15 protein-coding genes and 1 tRNA gene are annotated in these 19,232 nt (G+C 58.4%); 8 read left to right on the top strand and 8 right to left on the bottom strand.

Annotated features, from left to right (window positions below):
* Positions 1–358: 358 nt before the first annotated feature.
* The 3 genes from Mal65_RS18995 to Mal65_RS18985 all read left to right on the top strand — a co-directional run bounded on the left by Mal65_RS18995 (position 359) and on the right by Mal65_RS18985 (position 3,110).
* Positions 359–1,174 (top strand): menaquinone biosynthetic enzyme MqnA/MqnD family protein, encoded by an 816-nt coding sequence (locus tag Mal65_RS18995; RefSeq protein WP_145301162.1) that lies wholly within the window; start codon positions 359–361, stop codon positions 1,172–1,174.
* Positions 1,175–1,308: 134 nt separating this feature from the next.
* A complete protein-coding gene (gene mqnC, locus Mal65_RS18990) occupies positions 1,309–2,469 on the top strand; it encodes a cyclic dehypoxanthinyl futalosine synthase (protein ID WP_145301159.1) in 1,161 nt (386 codons plus the stop codon).
* Positions 2,470–2,771: 302 nt separating this feature from the next.
* Positions 2,772–3,110: a BON domain-containing protein gene (locus Mal65_RS18985; protein WP_145301156.1), complete on the top strand. Its 339-nt coding sequence runs from the start codon at positions 2,772–2,774 to the stop codon at positions 3,108–3,110.
* A 367-nt stretch (positions 3,111–3,477) separates the two neighbouring features.
* Here Mal65_RS18985 and Mal65_RS18980 read toward each other — a convergent pair whose 3' ends face one another.
* Positions 3,478–5,070, bottom strand: coding sequence for a glutamate ligase domain-containing protein (locus tag Mal65_RS18980; RefSeq protein ID WP_145301153.1), 1,593 nt, complete (start codon positions 5,068–5,070; stop codon positions 3,478–3,480).
* Positions 5,071–5,267: 197 nt separating this feature from the next.
* On the bottom strand, positions 5,268–6,203 hold the full coding sequence (locus tag Mal65_RS18975; RefSeq protein ID WP_145301150.1) for a uracil-DNA glycosylase: 936 nt from the start codon (positions 6,201–6,203) through the stop codon (positions 5,268–5,270).
* Between the two features lie 253 nt (positions 6,204–6,456).
* Here Mal65_RS18975 and der point away from each other — a divergent pair, with 253 nt between their 5' ends.
* The 3 genes from der to Mal65_RS18960 all read left to right on the top strand — a co-directional run bounded on the left by der (position 6,457) and on the right by Mal65_RS18960 (position 11,549).
* Complete coding sequence (der, locus tag Mal65_RS18970) at positions 6,457–7,821, top strand: ribosome biogenesis GTPase Der (protein ID WP_145301147.1); 1,365 nt, start codon at positions 6,457–6,459, stop codon at positions 7,819–7,821.
* Between the two features lie 192 nt (positions 7,822–8,013).
* Positions 8,014–10,068: a DUF1592 domain-containing protein gene (locus tag Mal65_RS18965; protein WP_165701381.1), complete on the top strand. Its 2,055-nt coding sequence runs from the start codon at positions 8,014–8,016 to the stop codon at positions 10,066–10,068.
* Positions 10,065–11,549, top strand: a complete 1,485-nt coding sequence (locus Mal65_RS18960) for a DUF1552 domain-containing protein (RefSeq protein ID WP_145301141.1) — start codon at positions 10,065–10,067, stop codon at positions 11,547–11,549. The genes Mal65_RS18965 and Mal65_RS18960 overlap by 4 nt, the downstream gene beginning before the upstream one ends.
* Before the next feature lie 44 nt (positions 11,550–11,593).
* Here Mal65_RS18960 and Mal65_RS18955 read toward each other — a convergent pair whose 3' ends face one another.
* The gene (locus Mal65_RS18955) at positions 11,594–11,908 is read right to left on the bottom strand and encodes a DUF4235 domain-containing protein (protein ID WP_145301138.1); all 315 of its coding nucleotides are present in this window, start codon (positions 11,906–11,908) and stop codon (positions 11,594–11,596) included.
* A 207-nt stretch (positions 11,909–12,115) separates the two neighbouring features.
* The gene (locus Mal65_RS18950; protein ID WP_145301135.1) at positions 12,116–12,556 is read right to left on the bottom strand and encodes a thioredoxin family protein; all 441 of its coding nucleotides are present in this window, start codon (positions 12,554–12,556) and stop codon (positions 12,116–12,118) included.
* 218 nt (positions 12,557–12,774) lie between these two features.
* Here Mal65_RS18950 and Mal65_RS18945 point away from each other — a divergent pair, with 218 nt between their 5' ends.
* On the top strand, positions 12,775–13,125 hold the full coding sequence (locus tag Mal65_RS18945) for a hypothetical protein (protein WP_145301132.1): 351 nt from the start codon (positions 12,775–12,777) through the stop codon (positions 13,123–13,125).
* 188 nt (positions 13,126–13,313) lie between these two features.
* Entirely contained in the window at positions 13,314–14,735 is a 1,422-nt protein-coding gene (locus Mal65_RS18940) for a sulfatase-like hydrolase/transferase (RefSeq protein WP_145301130.1), read from the top strand.
* 64 nt (positions 14,736–14,799) lie between these two features.
* Here Mal65_RS18940 and tgt read toward each other — a convergent pair whose 3' ends face one another.
* From tgt to gnd, 4 genes are all read right to left on the bottom strand, one after another.
* On the bottom strand, positions 14,800–15,948 hold the full coding sequence (tgt, locus tag Mal65_RS18935; protein WP_145301127.1) for a tRNA guanosine(34) transglycosylase Tgt: 1,149 nt from the start codon (positions 15,946–15,948) through the stop codon (positions 14,800–14,802).
* A gap of 7 nt (positions 15,949–15,955) precedes the next feature.
* A complete protein-coding gene (locus Mal65_RS18930) occupies positions 15,956–17,287 on the bottom strand; it encodes a DNA-directed RNA polymerase subunit alpha C-terminal domain-containing protein (protein WP_145301124.1) in 1,332 nt (443 codons plus the stop codon).
* 142 nt (positions 17,288–17,429) lie between these two features.
* A tRNA-Thr gene (locus tag Mal65_RS18925) sits at positions 17,430–17,503 on the bottom strand.
* 192 nt (positions 17,504–17,695) lie between these two features.
* Positions 17,696–19,171, bottom strand: a complete 1,476-nt coding sequence (gnd, locus tag Mal65_RS18920) for a decarboxylating NADP(+)-dependent phosphogluconate dehydrogenase (protein ID WP_145301121.1) — start codon at positions 19,169–19,171, stop codon at positions 17,696–17,698.
* Positions 19,172–19,232 lie beyond the last annotated feature (61 nt).

Here is a 19,232-nt window from a genome sequence, read left to right as displayed (position 1 = left end):
TCGGGGCAAGTGCGAAACGATCGACCCCATCGGGCTTGATCGAGCCACAAAGCGTTGCTGAATGAATGAGCCTAGCTGAAGAGCCCAGCCGATTCGATCAAAACGATCGTCGGGGCGGATGGTTCCTTGATCGATCGGTGACGTTTGCTGTGGCAAGGACGGGCCTGCCCACGATGATGGCGGCGCCGCGTCGGGATTCCTACTGGGGGTACCGTGACGACTTTGTGGGAAAGTCGATCGGCACCGGGGTTGCCAGATCGGGTTTTTGGCGGTTAAACGGCGTGATGAAAGCCGTTTTTGTCATCTTCACAGGATGTCGGCTGCAAATCCGCTCGTATTTCTACCGTCGCATTTCTCCATGATTCGCATCGGCGCCGTTTCCTATCTGAACACCAAACCATTGATCGCAAGTTTGCGGGATCGGTTGGCGGACCGCGGGCAGTTGACTCTGAATCTGCCCAGCCGGTTGGCCGATGATTTGAATGAAGGGCGGTTGGACGTCGCGTTGATCCCGATCATCGAGTCCTTTCGCACGCCCGGATTGCGAGTCATTTCCGACGCGGGAATTGCTTGCCGGGGGCCGGTGTGGAGTGTTCGGTTGCTCAGCCGCGTGCCGATCGACCAAATCCGCACTCTGGCGCTGGACGAAGGCAGTCGGACCAGCGCCGCGATGGTTCAGGTCTTGTTGTGGGAACGATACGGTTTGCGACCCCAGACCGTGCCGCTCGGGATGGAGCAGTTGCCCGAATCGGTGGCAGCTGACGCGATTTTGATCATCGGCGACCGAGCCATGCACCCCGAGCAAGGCGTCTACGAACAAATTTTGGATTTGGGCGATCAGTGGTGCCGTTGGACCGAATTGCCATTTGTTTTCGCCGCCTGGGTTGCCCGGCCCGGCGTCGATGTGAGCGGCCTGGCGGAGATTCTGCAGGCCAGTCGCGACGACGGTTTAAAGGCCGTCCAGTCGATCGCCCGTCGGGAGGCGGCCCGGCATGGGCTGACGACCGAAGACTTGATCGACTATTTTCGAGTCAATCTGCATTACCGGTTGGAAGCCGGTGAGTTGCGAGCGATGGAACTGTTCCGCCAAAAAGCCGCCGCCATCGGCTTGGTCCGTCCCGCCGACGACGATCCCGGACGTCCCCAGGGGGCCGCCGAACGATTCGTCGAGTGACAGCCGGCAACGTTCCGTTGATGCGGCGGGGCGATTCCGTTGCGTCACCTTCACGCCGGGGCATGACGCGTGTTGGTGATAACCGTTTTGACCTTTTATATATCTTTACCATTCGACCCACGTTCAAGCCGATAATGATTGCCGCCGCAAAGCCTGCCGTGCGTGACATCTTGGAAAAAGCTCTTCAGGGCGAACGGTTGACCGTCGCCGAAGGCGTCACCCTTTTGGAGAGTCACGATCTGGCCGCGATCGGGGCTGCCGCCGATCGAGTTTCTCGACGAATGCATCCGGAACCCTACCGGACGTACAACGTCGATCGGAACATCAACTACACCAACGTGTGCACAGCGGTGTGTGACTTCTGCGCGTTCTATCGTGGGCCCAAAAGTGACGAAGGCTACGTCCTGCCACGCGACGTTCTGCTGAAGAAGGTGGAAGAGACCGTGGAGTTGGGCGGCAACCAGATTTTGCTGCAAGGTGGTCTGCATCCCAAGTTCAAGTTGGATTGGTACGAGGAGATGTTGCAAGACATCAAGTCGGCCTTTCCCACCGTCAACATTCACGGGTTCAGTCCCCCGGAAATTTATCACTTCACCAAAGTCAACAAGTTGCCGTTGGACGAAGTGCTGCGAAGACTTCGGGCCGCCGGCCTGGGTAGCATTCCCGGTGGAGGTGCCGAGATTTTGGTCGATCGTGTTCGAGATGAAATCACGCGTGGAAAGGTGTCCACCGACGATTGGCTGGATGTCATGCGGGTGTGGCACAAGATGGGCGGTATCAGCAGCAGCACAATGATGTTCGGTCACGTCGAAACGTTAGCCGAGCGTGTCGAGCACTTGCAGCGTCTGCGTGATTTGCAGGACGAAACCGGCGGATTCACCGCATTCATTTGCTGGACGTTCCAACCCGATAACACGGAGATGTCCGACACGCCGCCGGCCGGATCGTTTGAGTACTTGAAGATGCTGGCCGTTGCTCGGCTGTTTCTGGACAATATCCCCAACCTGCAAAGCAGTTGGGTCACCCAGGGGGCCAAAATCGGCCAGCTTGCGCTGGTCTTTGGGGCCAACGACATGGGCAGCCTGATGATCGAAGAAAACGTGGTGGCCGAAGCCGGTACGGTGCACTACCTGACCATTCAGCAAATCCGCGATTCGATTTCCGAATTGGGATACCAACCGCGTCAACGTGATGTCTTCTACGACTTGGTTGACCCGGCGTTGGAAGCGAAGGCGATCGAAGTGAACGGATCACGCAGCACCTGTGACCCGAATGTTGTCGCACTGGAGGTCTGACGGCCAAAATTTGGGCGGCCCGGTGTCCGGCACTTGTCGACCTGGCCGGGCCACCCGATGCTGATTTTGCTAGCAAGTAAGAATCGTCCTGACGTGTCTTCGGCGTCAACTTTCCTGGATTAACAATCGTTCGCGACAAGGCGCAAAAGGGAGCAGATTCCCGCCACTTTTTTCTCGAATGTGAAGACTTTCTCGGGTTCGCGAAGCCTTGAATTGTTAGTCTAGAAATATGGCGGACGTAACGTCGTGGGATGGCGTTACCAACGTGAACCGAATGGCCAATGGATGGAGAGTGAGTTCTCGTGACGATTCAAACGCATGGCTTTGCTGCCACCGCGAACGTCGAAGTCAAACCGACGAATCAGCCGGATGCTTATCGCATTGCATTTCAACAGTTGACCCGGCTGTTTCAAGATTGCTGCTACGGAGATCTGCACCGGGTGCGAGTCGTGTTGCATGGCAGCGTGGTGCAATTGTTGGGTGATGTTTCCAGTTACCACATGAAGCAAACCGCTCAAGAAATGGTGCGACGATCCATGCCCAGTCATCGCGTGATCAACGACCTGACCGTTCAATCGCCCGATCCGGTGACCACCATCGGAAAGTTGCGAAATCAACGAATGCCACAGCAGCCTCGCTAGGTTTGACACCGGCTGATCGGTGAAATCCATCATTGCTCGCGATTGCCATCGCAGAGCCAAGGTGGTGTTGAATATCGGCATATCTGGAAAGATGCCGGTTGATGGTATGTCTTGCTACGGATTCATCATTTCCGTGTGTTTGCCGGCTTGGTGTTGATCGGCTGTTCGCGTCAGACGACTCTTTTCGCGATCGACGAAGTCACGCTTCCCTGAAAACATGCCGATTCGCCCGACGATATCGGCGTTCTTGCGTCATCAGCGGGCATCTCACTAAGACACGGGCGGCCCATCAAGACTCGGGCATCCCATCAAGACACGGGCAGCTTGTCAGCGATGGCTTGCCCGTGCACTGCTGCCGGTTTTTGGATTATCGAACGCCGACGACTCGCAATCGCGGACGCGATCCGCAGGCCGGATCGGTTTTCGGTTGGCGATCTTGTTGTTTGCGGATGTTGCCGGCCAGCGATTCCAGTTCCAATCGTTCGGTTCTGGCGTTTCCCCGGCTTGCCCCGCAAAGGACCAGCACCGTGTCGTCAGCGTTGGCTTCGCCGATCGCCCACTGCAATGCACGGTCGCTGTCGGCAACCAAGCGAAATGCGGCGCACTGCGTGACACCGTCCAAGACGTCGTGCGAACGCTTCAGGAACGATCGCTTCTGGTCTTTCGATGTCGTGATCACCGCTTGGTCGCCGAAGCGTTCAATCAGGTGACCGACTTCGGCCAAGTCTTCGGATGAGTGTGTTTCGCGAATGCTGAAAACGCACCACAGTTTTCCTTGACCTTTGCTTGCCCGTGCCGCACGAATTGCCGATGCGATGGCGGTCGGGCTTCCTGCGACGTCGATCACCGCGTTGGCGGCATGTTCGCAAGCGACCTGCTGCATGCGTCCAGGAAAAGTTCGCATCGTGTGCATCGTTTCGACAAGGCGATGCAGCGGGCGATCGATCAGCAGTCCGAAGGCCACCGATGCCAATTGGTCGGCCAGCATTCCGCCGCCATTCAGCATCGTTTCCATTGCGATGGTCGTGTCGTCGTAGTTGACCAAGGATGTCGTCACGCCGTCGGTCTGGTCGATGATCTTGGCCGTCACATCGGCGGCACCGCGAAGCGAATAAGTGACCATCCGCACACCGGCGTCACGAGCCGATCGCATGCCAACCTGATCATCCGCCGAAATGATCAGGACACCTTCGGGCGTCAAACGCTCCAATGCACAGTTCAGGCCGGTGGGACCAAAATCGTGTCCGGCAATGGTTCGGCCGGTCGCGATCAACACGTCAAATTCGATCGCGTCGTGACGACCGTGACGCAAATCGGCATCGGTCAATTCGATCACCGCGGCCTGGCATCCCGCGTCGACCGCTTCGGCCAACCAACGCAGTGAATCGGTTCCGCTTTGTGGGCCATGTTCGGGTGTCGTCTGCAGAACGCCGTCGGATTCGCCGAGGTCGGTCTGGTAGGCCGTGCGGATTTGGGCGTCGCGAAGAACCGCGGCGACCAGCAAGCTAGCGGTGGTTTTCCCGGTCGACCCTAACACGCCGACCGTAAGCATTTGACGATCCGGTCGACCGATCAGTGTGGCTTCGATTCGAGCCGCCGCGTGTTCGACATCGGGCACGATGCATTGTGGCAGCGGGCAAGGCAGCAGTTGCTCGGTCAAGATCCCGGCGGCACCGCGTGCCATGGCTTCGGCAATCAACTGAACCGGTTCGCACTGTCCGATTCGATAGACCACGACCGCGTCTGACCAAGTTTGATCGTCGCTCGAGTCGGACTCCGGTGCATCGCCTTGGAATTCCACCAAGCGTGTGGCGCGGATGTCGTCGACCGAGTCGTCGAAGAATCGGGCCTCGGGCAAGATCTGGCCCAAAGCCGCCACCGTTTGTTTTTCAGACGGATGGCCGAAGCCGCGAAGTTCAAAAGAAGTGGTTTGGGCTTCGGTCGATTTCAGCTGACGCATCGGTTGCCTCCCTGCGTGACGTCAGTCGGTTTCACGACATTCCTTGCCGCGGACAACGCACTCGTTGCGTCGTCATGCCGAAAATTGTTGGGATGTCGGCGATACGGTCAATAGCGAAAACAGACGCGATGCCAAGCTTTCAATTGCTAGCAAATGCAGTGAATCGCCGAGCGAAACGACGATCATGATGGGCGTGATCACTGGCCGGCGCGGATGCCGGCGTCGCGCAACATCAGCTGTAAATCTTCCCAAGCGGCACGTTTCGCCGACGGATTTCGCAATAGATATGCCGGGTGATACGTCACCAAGACTTTGCTATCAAAATACCGATGAAGCTTGCCTCTTAGGCGTCCCACCGACAGTTTGCTTTGCAACAACGTTTGTGCGGCGATCGCGCCAAGACAGACCACATATTCCGGACGCAGGGTGGACAGTTGGGTCGTGAAATATTCACGACAATTTTCGATTTCTGTTGGTTCCGGGTTCCTGTTTCCCGGCGGACGACACTTCACCGTGTTCAGGATGTAGACGTCGTCACGCCGCAGCGTGCAGGCTTCGATCATCTTGGTCAGCAGTTGTCCGGCGCGTCCGACAAACGGGCGTCCCGTCCGGTCTTCGTCGGCGCCCGGGCCTTCGCCGAAGAATGCAAAACGCGGCGTCACGCTGCCTTCCCCGAACACCGTTTGTTTACGACAGGACGCCAAATGGCGGCAGCGTTGGCACTGCGAGACCGTCGCGGCAAGGCCTTCCATGACCTCCAGACGTTGCGGGGCCGACAAGCTTTTACCGGGGTACGGACCATCGGACACTTCCATCGGCGGCACCCCCGCCAAACGCGACCGGGTCGCATCGCCCAGGCGATCGGGGGGCGACGCGGCGGGACGTCGCCCTGATTCACCCCGGCCGGCCGCCCGAGACGCGGCGGATTTGCGGGGACCTTCGGCCGGCGGGGGGGCTGGTTTGCTGGGAGATGCAGATCGGGTGGCGGACGGCGGATGGGCATCAGGCGGCTGAAACGAATCGGCCAGTTGTGCCACTTTTTCCGCATCGGGTCCCGGCATCCACTGAACCCCGGACCGCCTAAGGTGTCTGGCAAGCTGCGACGCGGCGTATAGCAATTCGTCGTTTTGCATCGCTGAAATGACTTGTCACGTTTGGCGGAATCGGACGACGCCCCGTCCTGAACGTGGCTCGGCTAAGTCGCCATTTTTCACGTCCGGGCGGGCCTTGTCAGTGGGGCTGACGAATGCACGCCAGTTTTTGCGGGATCGGAGGCTCGATCCACTAGGTCGATCCGCCGAATCGGTCTACGCTAGCCCGTTGATCACCCCGCCCCGTTGGTCCGATCGGATCCGGGCCCCATCTGCGTCGACCTTTTGCCCCATCATGCCTGTTCCCCAAGTCGCCATCGTCGGTCGCCCCAACGTCGGCAAAAGCAGTTTGTTCAACTGGCTGGCGCGTCGCCGCCTGGCCATCGTCGATGATTTCGAGGGGGTGACTCGGGATCGAATGACGACGCTGATCGAAGTCGGCGAAACCGAAAAGTTCTTTGAATTGGTCGATACGGGCGGGATGGGGATCGAAGACCCCGATGACTTGACAGCCGATGTCCAGCGTCAAATCGAGGCGGCAATCGCGTCGGCCGATGTCATCTTGTTGGTGGTGGACATCCAAACGGGGCTGATGCCGCTGGATGAAATGGTCACCGAGCGTCTGCGTGCGGTTCAGCGTCCGGTCATTTTGGTGGCCAACAAAGCGGACCAAGAACATATGGACACGCACGCCGAAGAATTTCATCGCTTGGGGCGTGGCCATTTGGTTTGTGTCAGCACGACCCAGAATCGAAATCGAGACAAGTTACTGGAACTGATCCAGGATCGCTTGCCCGAATATGGCGACGATGACGTGGTGGAAACGCCACAGATGAAGGTCGCCATTGTGGGGCGTCGGAATGTGGGCAAAAGCACGTTCGTCAACACGTTGTCCGAATCGGATCGGATGATCGTCAGCGAAGTCGCCGGGACCACGCGTGACAGCGTTGATGTGTTGTTTGAAATGGACGGCCAAAGCTTCATTGCGATTGATACGCCGGGACTTCGTAAACGTAAAAGCGTTCGCACCGACCTGGATTTTTACGGCACCCACCGCGCCCAGCGAAGCATCCGACGCGCCGATGTCGTTTTGATGTTCTTCGACGCAATGGAAAAGACCAGCAAAGTCGACAAGCAATTGGTCGGCTACATCATGGAACACCACAAGCCGTGCATCTTTGTGGTCAACAAATGGGACTTGCTGAAGGGGCAATTACCCACCGATCGCTGGGTCAAGTATCTACGGGGGCAATTCCCAACACTTGCCTATGCACCGATCGCGTTCATCACGGGTGAAACCGGCAAGAATGTCAAAACGTTGTTGAATCATGCGACGATGCTGTACAAGCAATCGATGCACCGTGTATCGACGGGGTTGTTGAATCGCATCATTCGCGACGCCGTGACCGCGCACCCACCGGCGATGTATCAGAACCGGCGCCCCAAAATTTATTACGCGACTCAGGTGTCGACCCAACCGCCGACGATCGTGCTGATGTGCAGCGACCCCAAGGCATTCGGCAAGGACTATCAGCGGTACTTGTTGAACACGTTTCGTGATCACCTGCCGTTCGGCGAAGTTCCGATCAAGATGTATTTGAACAAGCGGGCGCGAAACGACGAGAAGTCTGAAGCGTTGCCAAAGGAAGGCGGCGGTTAGTTTCCATCGGCGGGATCAAACGGGCTCGGCGGCGCCCGTGCAGGATGCGAACGACATGGTGGTGTCGTTCCTCGGAAATTGGGCCTCGGATACCGGGCGTAGGAAACTTGGCTGTGGCAGATCGGCGCATCCGGTGGGCGGATCGGGTACCCTAGAAAGGACTGCCCCGCCCCATCCTGCCCAATGCCCGCCATGCGATCTTCGCCTTTCCATCAAACGCTTCCGCCCCACGGTGTTGCGGGATCTCGCCCATGGTTGACCGGGGCTGTCAAGATTTTGCTTGGTTTGCTGGGGCTGGGCGGCATGCTGGCTGTTGGCGAGGTGGGGCACGCCGAAAGCGGCGTCCATCAGACGTTGTTCCGTGAGAAGGTCGCGCCGATTTTGGCCCGTCACTGCATCGGGTGTCACGACGCGTCGACGGCCGAGGCGGGGCTGGATCTATCGCATCGCGATACGGCGCTGCGGGGTGGGCACGATGGTGTGGTGATCGTCGAGGGCCAGGCGGATCACAGCGCATTGTGGCAAGTCATCGACGCCGACCTGATGCCGCCGGATCGTCCGCCGTTGACCGACACGGAAAAGACGGTCATTCGCCGCTGGATCAACAACGGTGCATCTTGGCCGATCGATTTCGTTGATCCGGCGATCTATTCGGGTTCCCCCGTCAAGCCCCAGCAATGGGTTCGTCGATTGACCGTGGACGAATACGTTCACACGGTTGCGGATGTCTTCGGGGTGGACGTGCAAAAGCAGGCCACACGCCTGTTGCCCGCGGATCCTCGTGCGGATGGCTTTCGAAACACGGCTTACAGTCTGAACGTGGATCTGAAAAACGTTCAAGCGTATGCACAGTTGGCCGAGCAGATTGTGGATTCAATCCCGATCGAACGCTTTGGCAAAAGGTTTCATCGTGGAACCAAGTTCACCGACAAGGACATGCGTGGGCTGATCGATGCGATGGGGCGACATGTCTATCGCGGACCACTGAATGAATCGGAGATCGCGTCGCTGCGTGGCATCACGACCACCGTTGCGGCAGCCGGCGGGACGTACGAGGAAGCGGTGCGCTACGTGCTGCTGGCCATGCTGCAGTCGCCTCGATTCTTGTACCGAATCGAACAACAGGTGATCGATGATCCAGGAAGGAAACAAGAGTTTGCACCGGAGCGATCTGTGGCGGTGTCCGACTTTGAAATGGCCAGTCGGCTGAGCTACGCGGTTTGGGGAGGCCCGCCGGACAAGCGTCTGTTCGATCTGGCTTCCAAAAAACGCTTGCGTGAGCGCGAAGTCGTTGAAGCGGAAGTTCGGCGAATGCTGGAAGATCCGCGAGCGCGTCGACAGTCACTGCTGTTCGCATCGCAGTGGTTGGACTTGGACCGCTTGGCAAATTTGAGTCCGGACCCAAAGCGTTTTCCGAAATGGCAGGCTGCTTTGGCCGATGACATGCGTCGGGAAACGCTTGCGTTTTTCGAGGAAGTCGTTTGGAATCGACGCCGCCCGCTGGTTAGGTTGTTGAATGAACCGGTGACCTTTGTGACGCCTCGCTTGGCCAATCACTATGACTTGGCCGTCGACGTTGGCGCCGATGATGATCAAACCTTGAAATTGGTTTCGTTGGTGGACGTTCCCCAGCGCGGCGGGGTGTTGACGCAAGGCAGTCTTTTGACCATCGGCGGCGACGATGCATCCATGGTGACTCGTGGGTTATTCGTCCTGAACGATCTGCTTTACAGTCGCGTCGGTGATCCTCCACCCGGTTTGGATACGACCCCGGTTCCACCCAGTCCGGGACGATCTCATCGTGACATCGCGCTGGATCGCGTACGAAATGATGCGTGTGGCGGCTGCCATGCGAAGTTCGAACCGTTGGCGTTTGGCTTGGAACGTTATGACGGCGTGGGAACGTATCGGTTGACCGATGAATACGGCAACAAGAATCGTCAGGATGGTGCGATTCAATTTCCTGGTGACGCGATGCCGACGCCGTTTGATGATTCTGCCCAGATGATGGATCTGTTGGCCCAAAGCGATCGTGTGTCCAAGGGAATCACGAGAAAACTGATTCAGTTTGTGATGGGGCGTCCGCTGACCATGAACGATGTGTCAGACGTCGACCAAATTCATCAGGCCGCGTTGGCCGAAGGTGGGACGTACATGGCGACGATGATCGCCATCGCGACCAGTGATTTGATGGCTCGTGGGCGAGCCGATTTACAGTCTTCAGATTCCAATGAGAGCCAGCCATGACGACACTCGGCCATTGCGATTCCAATCGTCCGGTACCCTCGCGACGGCAAACAGCGGCGGCACGGCGGATCAGTCGACGGACACTTCTTCGTGGGGCGGCGGGCGTCACGGTGGGCTTGCCGCTGTTGGAAGAAATGATGCTGTCCACCGCGGTGGCCGGGCATTCGACGAGCGTTCCGGTGCGGGCGTTCAACGTTTTCTTCGGTCTGGGGATCCCCGCCCCGTTGCAGCGGGAAGGATACGGCGGTGTTCTGGAACCGTTGGAGTCATTGAAAGACAAGCTTTTGGTGATGCGAAACGTCGACCAGGTTCGCTGTGACCAATCGGGGATCAATGCCCACTTCGACGGGGCCAGCGGCGCGTTTACGGCCGAACCACCCAGTGGTGAAGCCAAGGCGGGCGGACCGTCGATCGATCAGGTGATTCGTCGAACCCAATATGCCGACGGTTTGCCGACCGGAATGGTCCCGACGCTGATCGGTGGTACTTTCTTTCGGCGCAGTCGTGTCAGCCGATACGTACACAGCTACAACATCGACGGCACGGTCGCGGCCAGCATGCAGGAAAGGCCTCGCGATTTGTTTGATCGCGTGTTCGGTCACGTCGATAGCGGTAGCAATGCGGACGAATCCACGGTCCGCGAAAAACGCTTACGCAAAAGCGTGTTGGATAGCGTGGTTGATCAGTACAAGCATTACACCGGACCGTCGTCACCACTGGGAACGGCATCTCGCGGTCGCGTTGCCGATCACTTGGATCGCATTCGGGAGTTAGAACAGCGTGCGTTTTCACTGCAGCGGTCTCAGCACACGCCGGTGGATCCGCCGCCGGAATCGTCGATTCTGCACGGCGGTTTGGCCGATCCCGGTGGTGAAGGCATCGACATCACGCTGGATGAATTGACCAGCGAATGGCGGCTGATGGCAGAACTTTATGCGTTGGCCGTCCATGCTGATCGCGTTCGATTCGGGTCGTTGACCTTTTTGGCCGCGGGGGAACGCATCCGATTGACCGGTGATTACCATTATGGCGATCGATTGGTTCACACCTTTGACGACGCGTCTCGGCTGAACGCATCGGGCAGCAAAGGTTGCAGCCACGAATGGTGGCACAAGTTCAATCCGAAGAAGGACAACACGGAGTTGCGGGCACACGCCCACATGAAGATGCGTGAAGTTGCGTTCTTCTTGAAACAGTTGGATGCCGTGACCGAGGCCAACGGCAAAACGATCCTGGAAAACAGCCTGGTCACGATATCGACCGAATCAGGCGACGGTCGGCACAATGATCCGAAACGTGAATTGTCCGGCGTCTTCCATGCCATCAGTGGTGGTGGCGGACGGTTCAAGACGGGACAGATCATGGACGTCGGGCAAGAAGGATTAGACGTTTACAACACGATGCTGTCGGCCTTCGATGCCGCATCGACGTTGGGGCCCAAGCGACGTGACCATCAAACGGTCGACGCGATCTTGGCCTGACCAGATCGCGTACGCACAAGGCGATCAATTAACGACGGTTTGAACTAGGCTTTGAAACGTTGATACGCCTTTGATGAAGCGCGGCGGGATGCGATACGTGCGATGCCGACAACGGCGCCGGACACCGCGCCCCACAAAAGGGCGTCTTTCCAAGCGACCTCATGCGACGCCGGGTTCTTAGGCGGGTCACGGTCGAACGTGGTGCGCCATCCGGCTTGCAGCGTTTGTCGCGCCAAGAAGGTCATTCCTAAAGCGACGGCAAACGCCAATGCGTTCTCAGCAGGTTCGATGCCCGCGTTTCGTTCATCAGGAGCTTCGGAAACGGTGTCAGCGATTTTTTCTTTGATGGATTCAATCATTGGATCGTTTGGCTGGCGGATCGGTTTTCTTTACCCGCCGTATCGCTGACCATTTCTGGCCACCACCGAAGCAGTGCGGTGGGTAACAACACGCGGGTACACCAGTGCTATGCAAGAACGATGCCACGATCCGGCGGACGAGGTGGTGGCACGCCTGTGACGGACGTCTTGGTCGCTTGACGGCCGATCTGGACGACGATCCGTCGTTCAGCGGGGGGCGATCGATGCCAGCCAGGCCAGCGTTTGTTGAGGCGACATGTAGCCGGATTTCTGGGTGACGAATTTGCCGTCGGGTGTGTAGATCAGCGTGGCCGGATAGCCGTTCAAACCCAGCTTTTTCACCACGGCTTTGTCCCGGTCGCCGTCCAGCATCAGCGTTTGGAAATTGGACGCGACGACACTGCTGGCGGTGCGATCGGACCACGTGTCCTTCTTCATCTTCTTGCAGTAGTGGCACCATTCCGCGGTGACGAAGACCAGGATCGGCTTGCCTTCGGACCGTGCCGCATTCAATGCAGCTTCCGGCGAATTCTTCCAAGGAATTTCGGCCGCGGCGGGTGACGTCGCAGAGAACGCGGTCAGGAATATTCCGACAATCGCCAGCCCGATTGCCCGACGGAAATGGGCGGTCTGTTGCTGATTCGACATTCAACTGCCTCCATGCAGTGAACGGGGAACGTGATGGGGTGCCGCCGTAAGTACAACGGCGCGACTAGGCGGTGCAATGTGCGAAGGACATTTTGGTCCGCCATTCCAGGGAAAATGCTGCGAATTTGCTGTTTTTGCATTGAGTTCGCCGCGGCAAATCCGATAGACGCCCACTGAACCCAAAGTTGATACATCCGCTTGTAAAAGGCGAAACTGCGATGAAATCCATTTTGATCCTCGATCCGCGGCGATGGGCTCTGGCCGCGACCGCGGGACTGGTCGTGGCATCTGCGGGGTGCCAGACCGCGTCCTTTCCCCGCATGCCATGGTCCATGACGGCCCAAAAAGACGTTGCCGAAGTGGCGCCGCAGTGTGAAGGTGGTGCGTGTGAAATTCCGGGCGACGGAAAGGACGTCATGCTGACCGGCGGTGAAGATACGCCTGCGTCGTTGTTCGCAAAGCTGAATCAGGCCGACTACGTCGAAAAGCATCGCGAGCAAGCGGAACAGGCTGAACGCGTCGCCAAGATTCCCGACGGCCCCGACAGTCTGTTTGCGCCGTATCGCTAGGACCGCTGGTCGTCGGCTTCGACGCCTGGAGTCGATTCAGCCGTGATACGTTGCTGCCGCGACAAACCGTGACGGCATGGGATGTCTGCGCATCGTCCCGGGCTCGTTTCATTTGAAGTATGCTTTGCGACCAGCGTGACCGTGTGCACGTGAGTGATTGGCAAAGCAACTTCGATGAAATGTGATTGATGTTTGATCTGATGCGATGGTCCGTCCTGTTCGTGGGGATGGTCGCTTTTTACATGCCGTGTCATGCCCAACGGCCCAACGTGGTTTTGATTGTGGCCGATGACTTGGGCTACAGCGATGTCGGTTTCAATGGCTGTAAAGAAATCCCCACTCCGAACCTGGATGCATTGGCCGACCGCGGCGTCGTCTTTGAATGTGGATATGCATCGCACCCGTACTGCAGCCCCAGTCGCGCCGGGCTGTTGACCGGTCGGTATCAACAGCGATTTGGTCACGAATGCAATCCGGAACCGTCGGAGTCGTTTGACGCATCGCCCAACCCACCGGGCTTGCCGCTGACCGAACAGACCATCGCCGATCGCTTGCGTGCGTCGGGGTATTCGACCGCGGCGATTGGCAAATGGCACTTGGGTGATCAAGTGCAATACTGGCCCAACCGGCGCGGGTTTGATCACTGGTTTGGTTTCAGTGGTGGTGGGCTCAGCTACTGGGGTGATCCGGGCAATAAGCCCGCGTCAATGGCGGTGCATCGGGGTGACATGCCGGTCGATCGAAAAAGCTTGACCTATTTGACGGATGATTTCTCTGAAGAAGCCGTGCGGTTCGTTCAAAGTCCGTCGGATCAACCGTTCTTTCTTTACTTGGCTTACAACGCACCGCATGCGCCCGATCAGGCCACCCGCAGGCACTTGGAAAAGACGGCGCATATCGAATACGGCGGCCGCGCTGTTTACGGTGCCATGGTCGCGGGGATGGATGAAGGCATCGGCAAGGTCGTCAATGCGCTGGAGCAAGCTGGAAAATTGGACAACACGCTGATCGTGTTCTTCAGTGACAACGGCGGCCGGAAGGAACACGCGATGAACTTTCCCTATCGCGGTCACAAAGGCATGCTTTTCGAAGGCGGCATACGTGTGCCATTTTTAATCAGCTGGCCGGCCGGCATCGCCCCCGGACGACGTGTCGCCGATCCTGTCACATCACTGGATTTGTGCCCGACCATTTTGGCGGCGACGTCGACCGATGTGGATGCCGATGAACTGGACGGCGTCAATTTGATGCCGATGTTGGATGGGTCGCGGCTGAGCCCGCTTCCGGCACGCACGTTGTTTTGGCGTTACGCGATGGGCGACGATCAATATGGGTACGCGGTGCGGTACGGCGATTGGAAACTGGTCGACAGCGGTTACAAGAATCGTAAGCTTCTGTTTGACCTTTCCCGCGACCCCTGGGAACGCGACGACTTGGCTGACGGGAACCCACAGAAGGTGCAGGAGTTGTCGTCGCTGATTCGTCAGTGGGACCGAGACAATGTTGCGCCTCGCTGGGGTGACGCCCACGGTCCGCACGTGCGTGAAGAAGAACTGGCCCGGCAAGCGATCGTTAATGCGGCTAGCCGTGGCGACAAATCGCGGAAGTAATCGGTGCTTGAGGTTTGATTTTCGGGGGGCGTCCTGCAGCAAAGCTCGGTTGCTTTGGCCGAGTTTATTGAGCTTCTGATCCGGTCGCCTTGCCGGGCGTCTTAGCCGAATCCCATCCGGCGATTTTTTCGCGGCGGAATTCTTCAAACCGGTCCGCTTCGATCGCCGATCGAGTCTCAGCCATCAAACGTTGGTAGTACGTCAGGTTGTGAATCGACAACAGGATCGGGCCCAGCATTTCACCGGCGTTGAACAGGTGCCGGATGTATCCACGGCTGTGTCGGCATGCGATGCAGGGGCATCCCTGTTCGACCGGACGACGGTCTTCGCGGTGGACGGCATTGCGAAGCTTGACCGGTCCGGCGTCGGTGAACGCAATGCTGTTGCGTCCGTTTCGTGTCGGCATGACGCAGTCGAACAGGTCAATACCGCGAGCGACGTTCTCCAACAGATCGATGGGGCGGCCGACGCCCATTAGGTAACGCGGATGATCCGCCGGCAAATGTTCGGTGGTGGCCGCGGTCACTCGATACATTTCCGATGGTTCTTCGCCGACGCTCAGCCCGCCGACCGCGTAGCCATCAAAGTCCATCGACGTCAATTCACGTGCACATTGTGCCCGTAGGGTTTCGTCCAGCCCGCCTTGGACGATGGCGAATTTCGCCTGGCGGTCGCTGTTGGCGTATTCCAGGCATCGTTTGGCCCACCGGATGGAACGCTCCATCGCATCGGTCACGGCGCCCGGGTCGGCGGGAAGTGCGATGACGTGATCCAGCACCATCGCGACATCGCTGCCCAGGGCTTCCTGGATCTCAATGGAATGCTCGGGGGTCAGTTCGACGATCCGTCCGTCGATGTGGCTTCGAAAGGTTGCCGCGTGTTCGGTGACCTTGTTGATTTCGCCCAGGCTGAAGACTTGGAACCCGCCGCTGTCGGTCAGGATCGGACCTTCCCAGCCGCACATCGCATGCAGGCCACCGAGACGTCGAACGGTTTCGTGCCCGGGCCGCAATGCCAGGTGGTATGTGTTGCCCAGGATCATGTGGGCACCGGTCGCGGCGACCTGGTCGATGGTCACACCCTTGACGGTCCCTTGGGTGCCGACGGGCATGAAGCCCGGCGTCTGGACGGGGCCATGGGGGGTGACAAAAACACCGCGACGGGCACCCGTGGCCGCGTCGCGGTGTTGAAGATCAAAGTGGAATTGGGACATGCAGCGATCAGTCGCCACGCATCTTCAAACCCAGATCGGCCAGCTTTTCCCGAACCTCGTTCAGGCTGGTCACGCCGAAATTCTTGCATTCCAGCATGTCGTCGCCGGTCTTGCGAATCAGTTCGCCGATCGTGTTCAGCTGCAGCCGTGCCATGCACTTGCGAGCACGCACGGACAAGTTCAGATCGCTGATCGGACGTTCCAGCAACGCCTGTTCGTCGGGCGACATGTGGCTGGTGTCGATCGGCGGATCGTTGCTTTTCTTTTCGTGGGCGAATTGTCCGAGGGACAGGCCCTTGGACGTCAGCATTTCGCGGATTTCGAACAGGCTGGTTTCGCCGAAGTTCTTGCTGCTTAGCAATTCGGCTTCGGTCGTGCGGGTCAGATCTCCGATCGTGTCGATGCCCATCTTCTGCAGACAATTGCGACTGCGAACGCTGAGTTCGAAATTGTTGACCGGCATGTTCAAGATCTGGGCCAGCTTGTCGTTGCGACGCTGGGCTTCTTCGTCATACAGCTGGTTGCCGGTCGCCGAAGCGTCCTTGATGTACAGGCTGGCCTGCGGGTGTTCGGGATAGCAATCCAGAATTCGCTTGTAACACGACTGGGCACGGTCGTACTGATCACGGTCTTCGTAGATCAGTCCCAAATTGATCAGTGCACCGATACCGGTCGGGAACGCCTTGGCGGCACGCTCGTACAGGGCCAAACTTTCTTCGTCGTTGCCCAGTCGGTCGTTTTCCAACGCCAGGCCGAACAATGCGCCGGCGTGATTGGGGTCGGTGTTGATGGCGCGTTCGTACAGCGTCATCGCTTCTTCCAGGCGTCCACCGACCGCTGCGACGGTGGCCGCACGCTGGTACATGTATTCCGGGGTCTGTTCGGCCGGGCCGAAAATATCGTCCAAAATCGCCAGCGACTGGTCGATGCGTCCGGCGTAACGGTGACTTTCGGCGGTGCGGATCTTGCACTCGTCTTCGTTGTAGCCAGATTTCTGAGCGGCTTCGTAGGTCGCGATCGCTTCGTCGTAATGACGCAATTCGAACTGGCATCGAGCCTGGTAGAACAACGCCATCGCGCTGCCGTCGGCCGACTGCAGCGTTTCCAGCGAATCTCTGAACCGCCCCAGCAGAAACTGGCACACGCCCATCTTGGTTTTGCCGGCGGGGCTGAGCATCGTGTCAGCTTCCATTTCGCCGACTGCGTCGCGCAGTTCACCGAAGTGACCGTAGTTTTCGGTGATGGCATTGCGGATGGAGGTCACATCCGACGGGCCGAACGAATTGTTCGACAAAACCAATTCTTTCAAATCGAGGACTTCGATTTCGAGGTCACTCATGTCTTGCAGACTCCTGAACGCGTGATACCGCATCTGAAAAACGCCCACGCAAAGGACGGCCGACCTGACGAACGGGCGACCGAAGGTGCCCGGCATCAGAGAACCGGGATTTCGCATTGGGGGCGGACCGGCGGACCGGCTAAGCCAGCGGCGGGATTTGAACCCGCAACCCTCGCATTACGAATGCGATGCTCTGCCAATTGAAGCTACGCTGGCGAAATGGTGTGCCGAAGAGCAAGAAAATACGCTCTGGACCCAAAATTAGTCAAGAAGGTCCTGGCGGTGCGGACGGGCAATTTGGCCGCCCAATGGAACGCGAGTCGTATTGTGCCAGCCCGGCACGATCGACGGCAAGGCGGATCGGCTGACAATCGCCGCAAATCCACCGCCGCTACCAATCGTTGCAATTCAGCTGACCGGACGACGTAAATCCAGCCATTCGCTGTGGAAGGTGCCGTCCCGGTCGACCCGTTTGTACGTGTGGGCACCGAAATAGTCACGCTGGGCCTGCAACAGGTTCGCCGGCAGGCGATCCATTCGATAGCCGTCGTAATAATTCAGTGCCGCACCGAAGGCCGGGACCGGGATTCCCGCGATGCTGGCGGCGGCCACCACGCGACGCCACGCCGGTTGGCATTGTTCGATGGCGTCCTTGAAAAAGGGATACAGCAACAGGTTTTCCAGGTTCGGCTGGTCGTCGAACGCTTCCTTGATCCGGTCCAAGAACTGAGCCCGGATGATACAACCGCCTCGCCACAGCAGTGCGGATTGCCCGTAATCCAGATCCCAGTCGTGTTCGGTCGACGCGGCTTGCAACTGAACAAATCCCTGGGCATAGCTGACAATCTTTGACGCGTACAGTGCGTCGCGGACCGCGTCGATGAAGCCCTGCTTGTCGCCGATGACCGATTCGGTCAGTGCCGACCATTGGGGATTCGATTCAGCGCCGGGGCCGCGAAGCGATTCGCTGGCACGGACGCGGGCGTCCTTTTGAGCCGACAAGCCGCGGGCGAACACGGCGGTGGTGACCAGGGTGCTGGGGACGCCCAGGTCCAAGGCCAGTTGGCTCATCCATTTTCCGGTGCCCTTGGCACCGGCGACGTCCAGAACCTTGTCCACCAGATACCCGTCACCGCCCTGGTCATCTTTGACACTGAAAATGTCGCGGGTGATTTCGATCAGGTAGCTTTGCAGTTCGCCCTCATTCCATTTGGCAAACACGTCGTAAAGTTCGTCGTTGCTTAGCCCCGCCAGTTCTTTCAGCAACTGATAGGCTTCGCAAATCAGCTGCATGTCGCCGTATTCGATGCCGTTGTGGACCATTTTGACGTAGTGACCGGCGCCACGTGGGCCGACCCATTCGCAACAGGGAATGTCGTCGTTGGGCCCGACCTTGGCCGCGATGGCCTGGAACATGTCCTTGATTTCCGGCCAGGCTTCTTTGCTGCCGCCCGGCATCAAACTGGGACCCTTCAGCGCGCCCTCTTCGCCACCGCTGACACCGGCTCCCACGTACAACAGCCCCGCGTCTTCGACCGTCTTGGTGCGTCGCTCGGTGTCGACGTAGTACGTGTTGCCGCCGTCGATGATGATGTCACCGGGTTCGCACAGGGGGATCAACGATTCAATGATCGCGTCGACCGCCGGGCCGGCTTTGACCAGCATCATCAGCTTTCGCGGCCGTTTGACGGCTTTGACGAAGTCTTCGATCGAATGCGTGCCGACGAAGTTCTTGCCCGCGGCACGACCCGCGATCAGGTCGTCGACTTTGGAAGTCGTGCGGTTGTAAACGGCAACCTTGTAGCCGCGTGATTCGACGTTCAGGGCCAAGTTTTCGCCCATCACGGCCAGCCCGATCAGTCCAAAATCACAGTCGCCGCTCATTGCCGCTCTCGTTTCCCAGGGGGTGGTGAAATGTGTCAGGCCGGATTCTAGGCGATTGACG

This window comes from Crateriforma conspicua, from assembly GCF_007752935.1.
GTDB classification, from domain to species: Bacteria; Planctomycetota; Planctomycetia; order Pirellulales; family Pirellulaceae; genus Crateriforma; species Crateriforma conspicua.
Note: the sequence above shows the minus strand (reverse complement) of the source record. Positions and strands in the feature narration are given on the sequence as shown.

Excerpts from the sequence above, each read along its gene's own strand:
- Mal65_RS18995 (WP_145301162.1), top strand. The coding sequence starts at position 359 with ATGATTCGCATCGGCGCCGTTTCCTATCTGAACACCAAACCATTGATC.
- mqnC (WP_145301159.1), top strand. The coding sequence starts at position 1,309 with ATGATTGCCGCCGCAAAGCCTGCCGTGCGTGACATCTTGGAAAAAGCT.
- Mal65_RS18980 (WP_145301153.1), bottom strand. The coding sequence starts at position 5,070 with ATGCGTCAGCTGAAATCGACCGAAGCCCAAACCACTTCTTTTGAACTT.
- Mal65_RS18975 (WP_145301150.1), bottom strand. The coding sequence starts at position 6,203 with ATGCAAAACGACGAATTGCTATACGCCGCGTCGCAGCTTGCCAGACAC.
- der (WP_145301147.1), top strand. The coding sequence starts at position 6,457 with ATGCCTGTTCCCCAAGTCGCCATCGTCGGTCGCCCCAACGTCGGCAAA.
- Mal65_RS18965 (WP_165701381.1), top strand. The coding sequence starts at position 8,014 with ATGCGATCTTCGCCTTTCCATCAAACGCTTCCGCCCCACGGTGTTGCG.
- Mal65_RS18960 (WP_145301141.1), top strand. The coding sequence starts at position 10,065 with ATGACGACACTCGGCCATTGCGATTCCAATCGTCCGGTACCCTCGCGA.
- Mal65_RS18955 (WP_145301138.1), bottom strand. The coding sequence starts at position 11,908 with ATGATTGAATCCATCAAAGAAAAAATCGCTGACACCGTTTCCGAAGCT.
- Mal65_RS18950 (WP_145301135.1), bottom strand. The coding sequence starts at position 12,556 with ATGTCGAATCAGCAACAGACCGCCCATTTCCGTCGGGCAATCGGGCTG.
- Mal65_RS18945 (WP_145301132.1), top strand. The coding sequence starts at position 12,775 with ATGAAATCCATTTTGATCCTCGATCCGCGGCGATGGGCTCTGGCCGCG.
- Mal65_RS18940 (WP_145301130.1), top strand. The coding sequence starts at position 13,314 with ATGTTTGATCTGATGCGATGGTCCGTCCTGTTCGTGGGGATGGTCGCT.
- tgt (WP_145301127.1), bottom strand. The coding sequence starts at position 15,948 with ATGTCCCAATTCCACTTTGATCTTCAACACCGCGACGCGGCCACGGGT.
- Mal65_RS18930 (WP_145301124.1), bottom strand. The coding sequence starts at position 17,287 with ATGAGTGACCTCGAAATCGAAGTCCTCGATTTGAAAGAATTGGTTTTG.
- gnd (WP_145301121.1), bottom strand. The coding sequence starts at position 19,171 with ATGAGCGGCGACTGTGATTTTGGACTGATCGGGCTGGCCGTGATGGGC.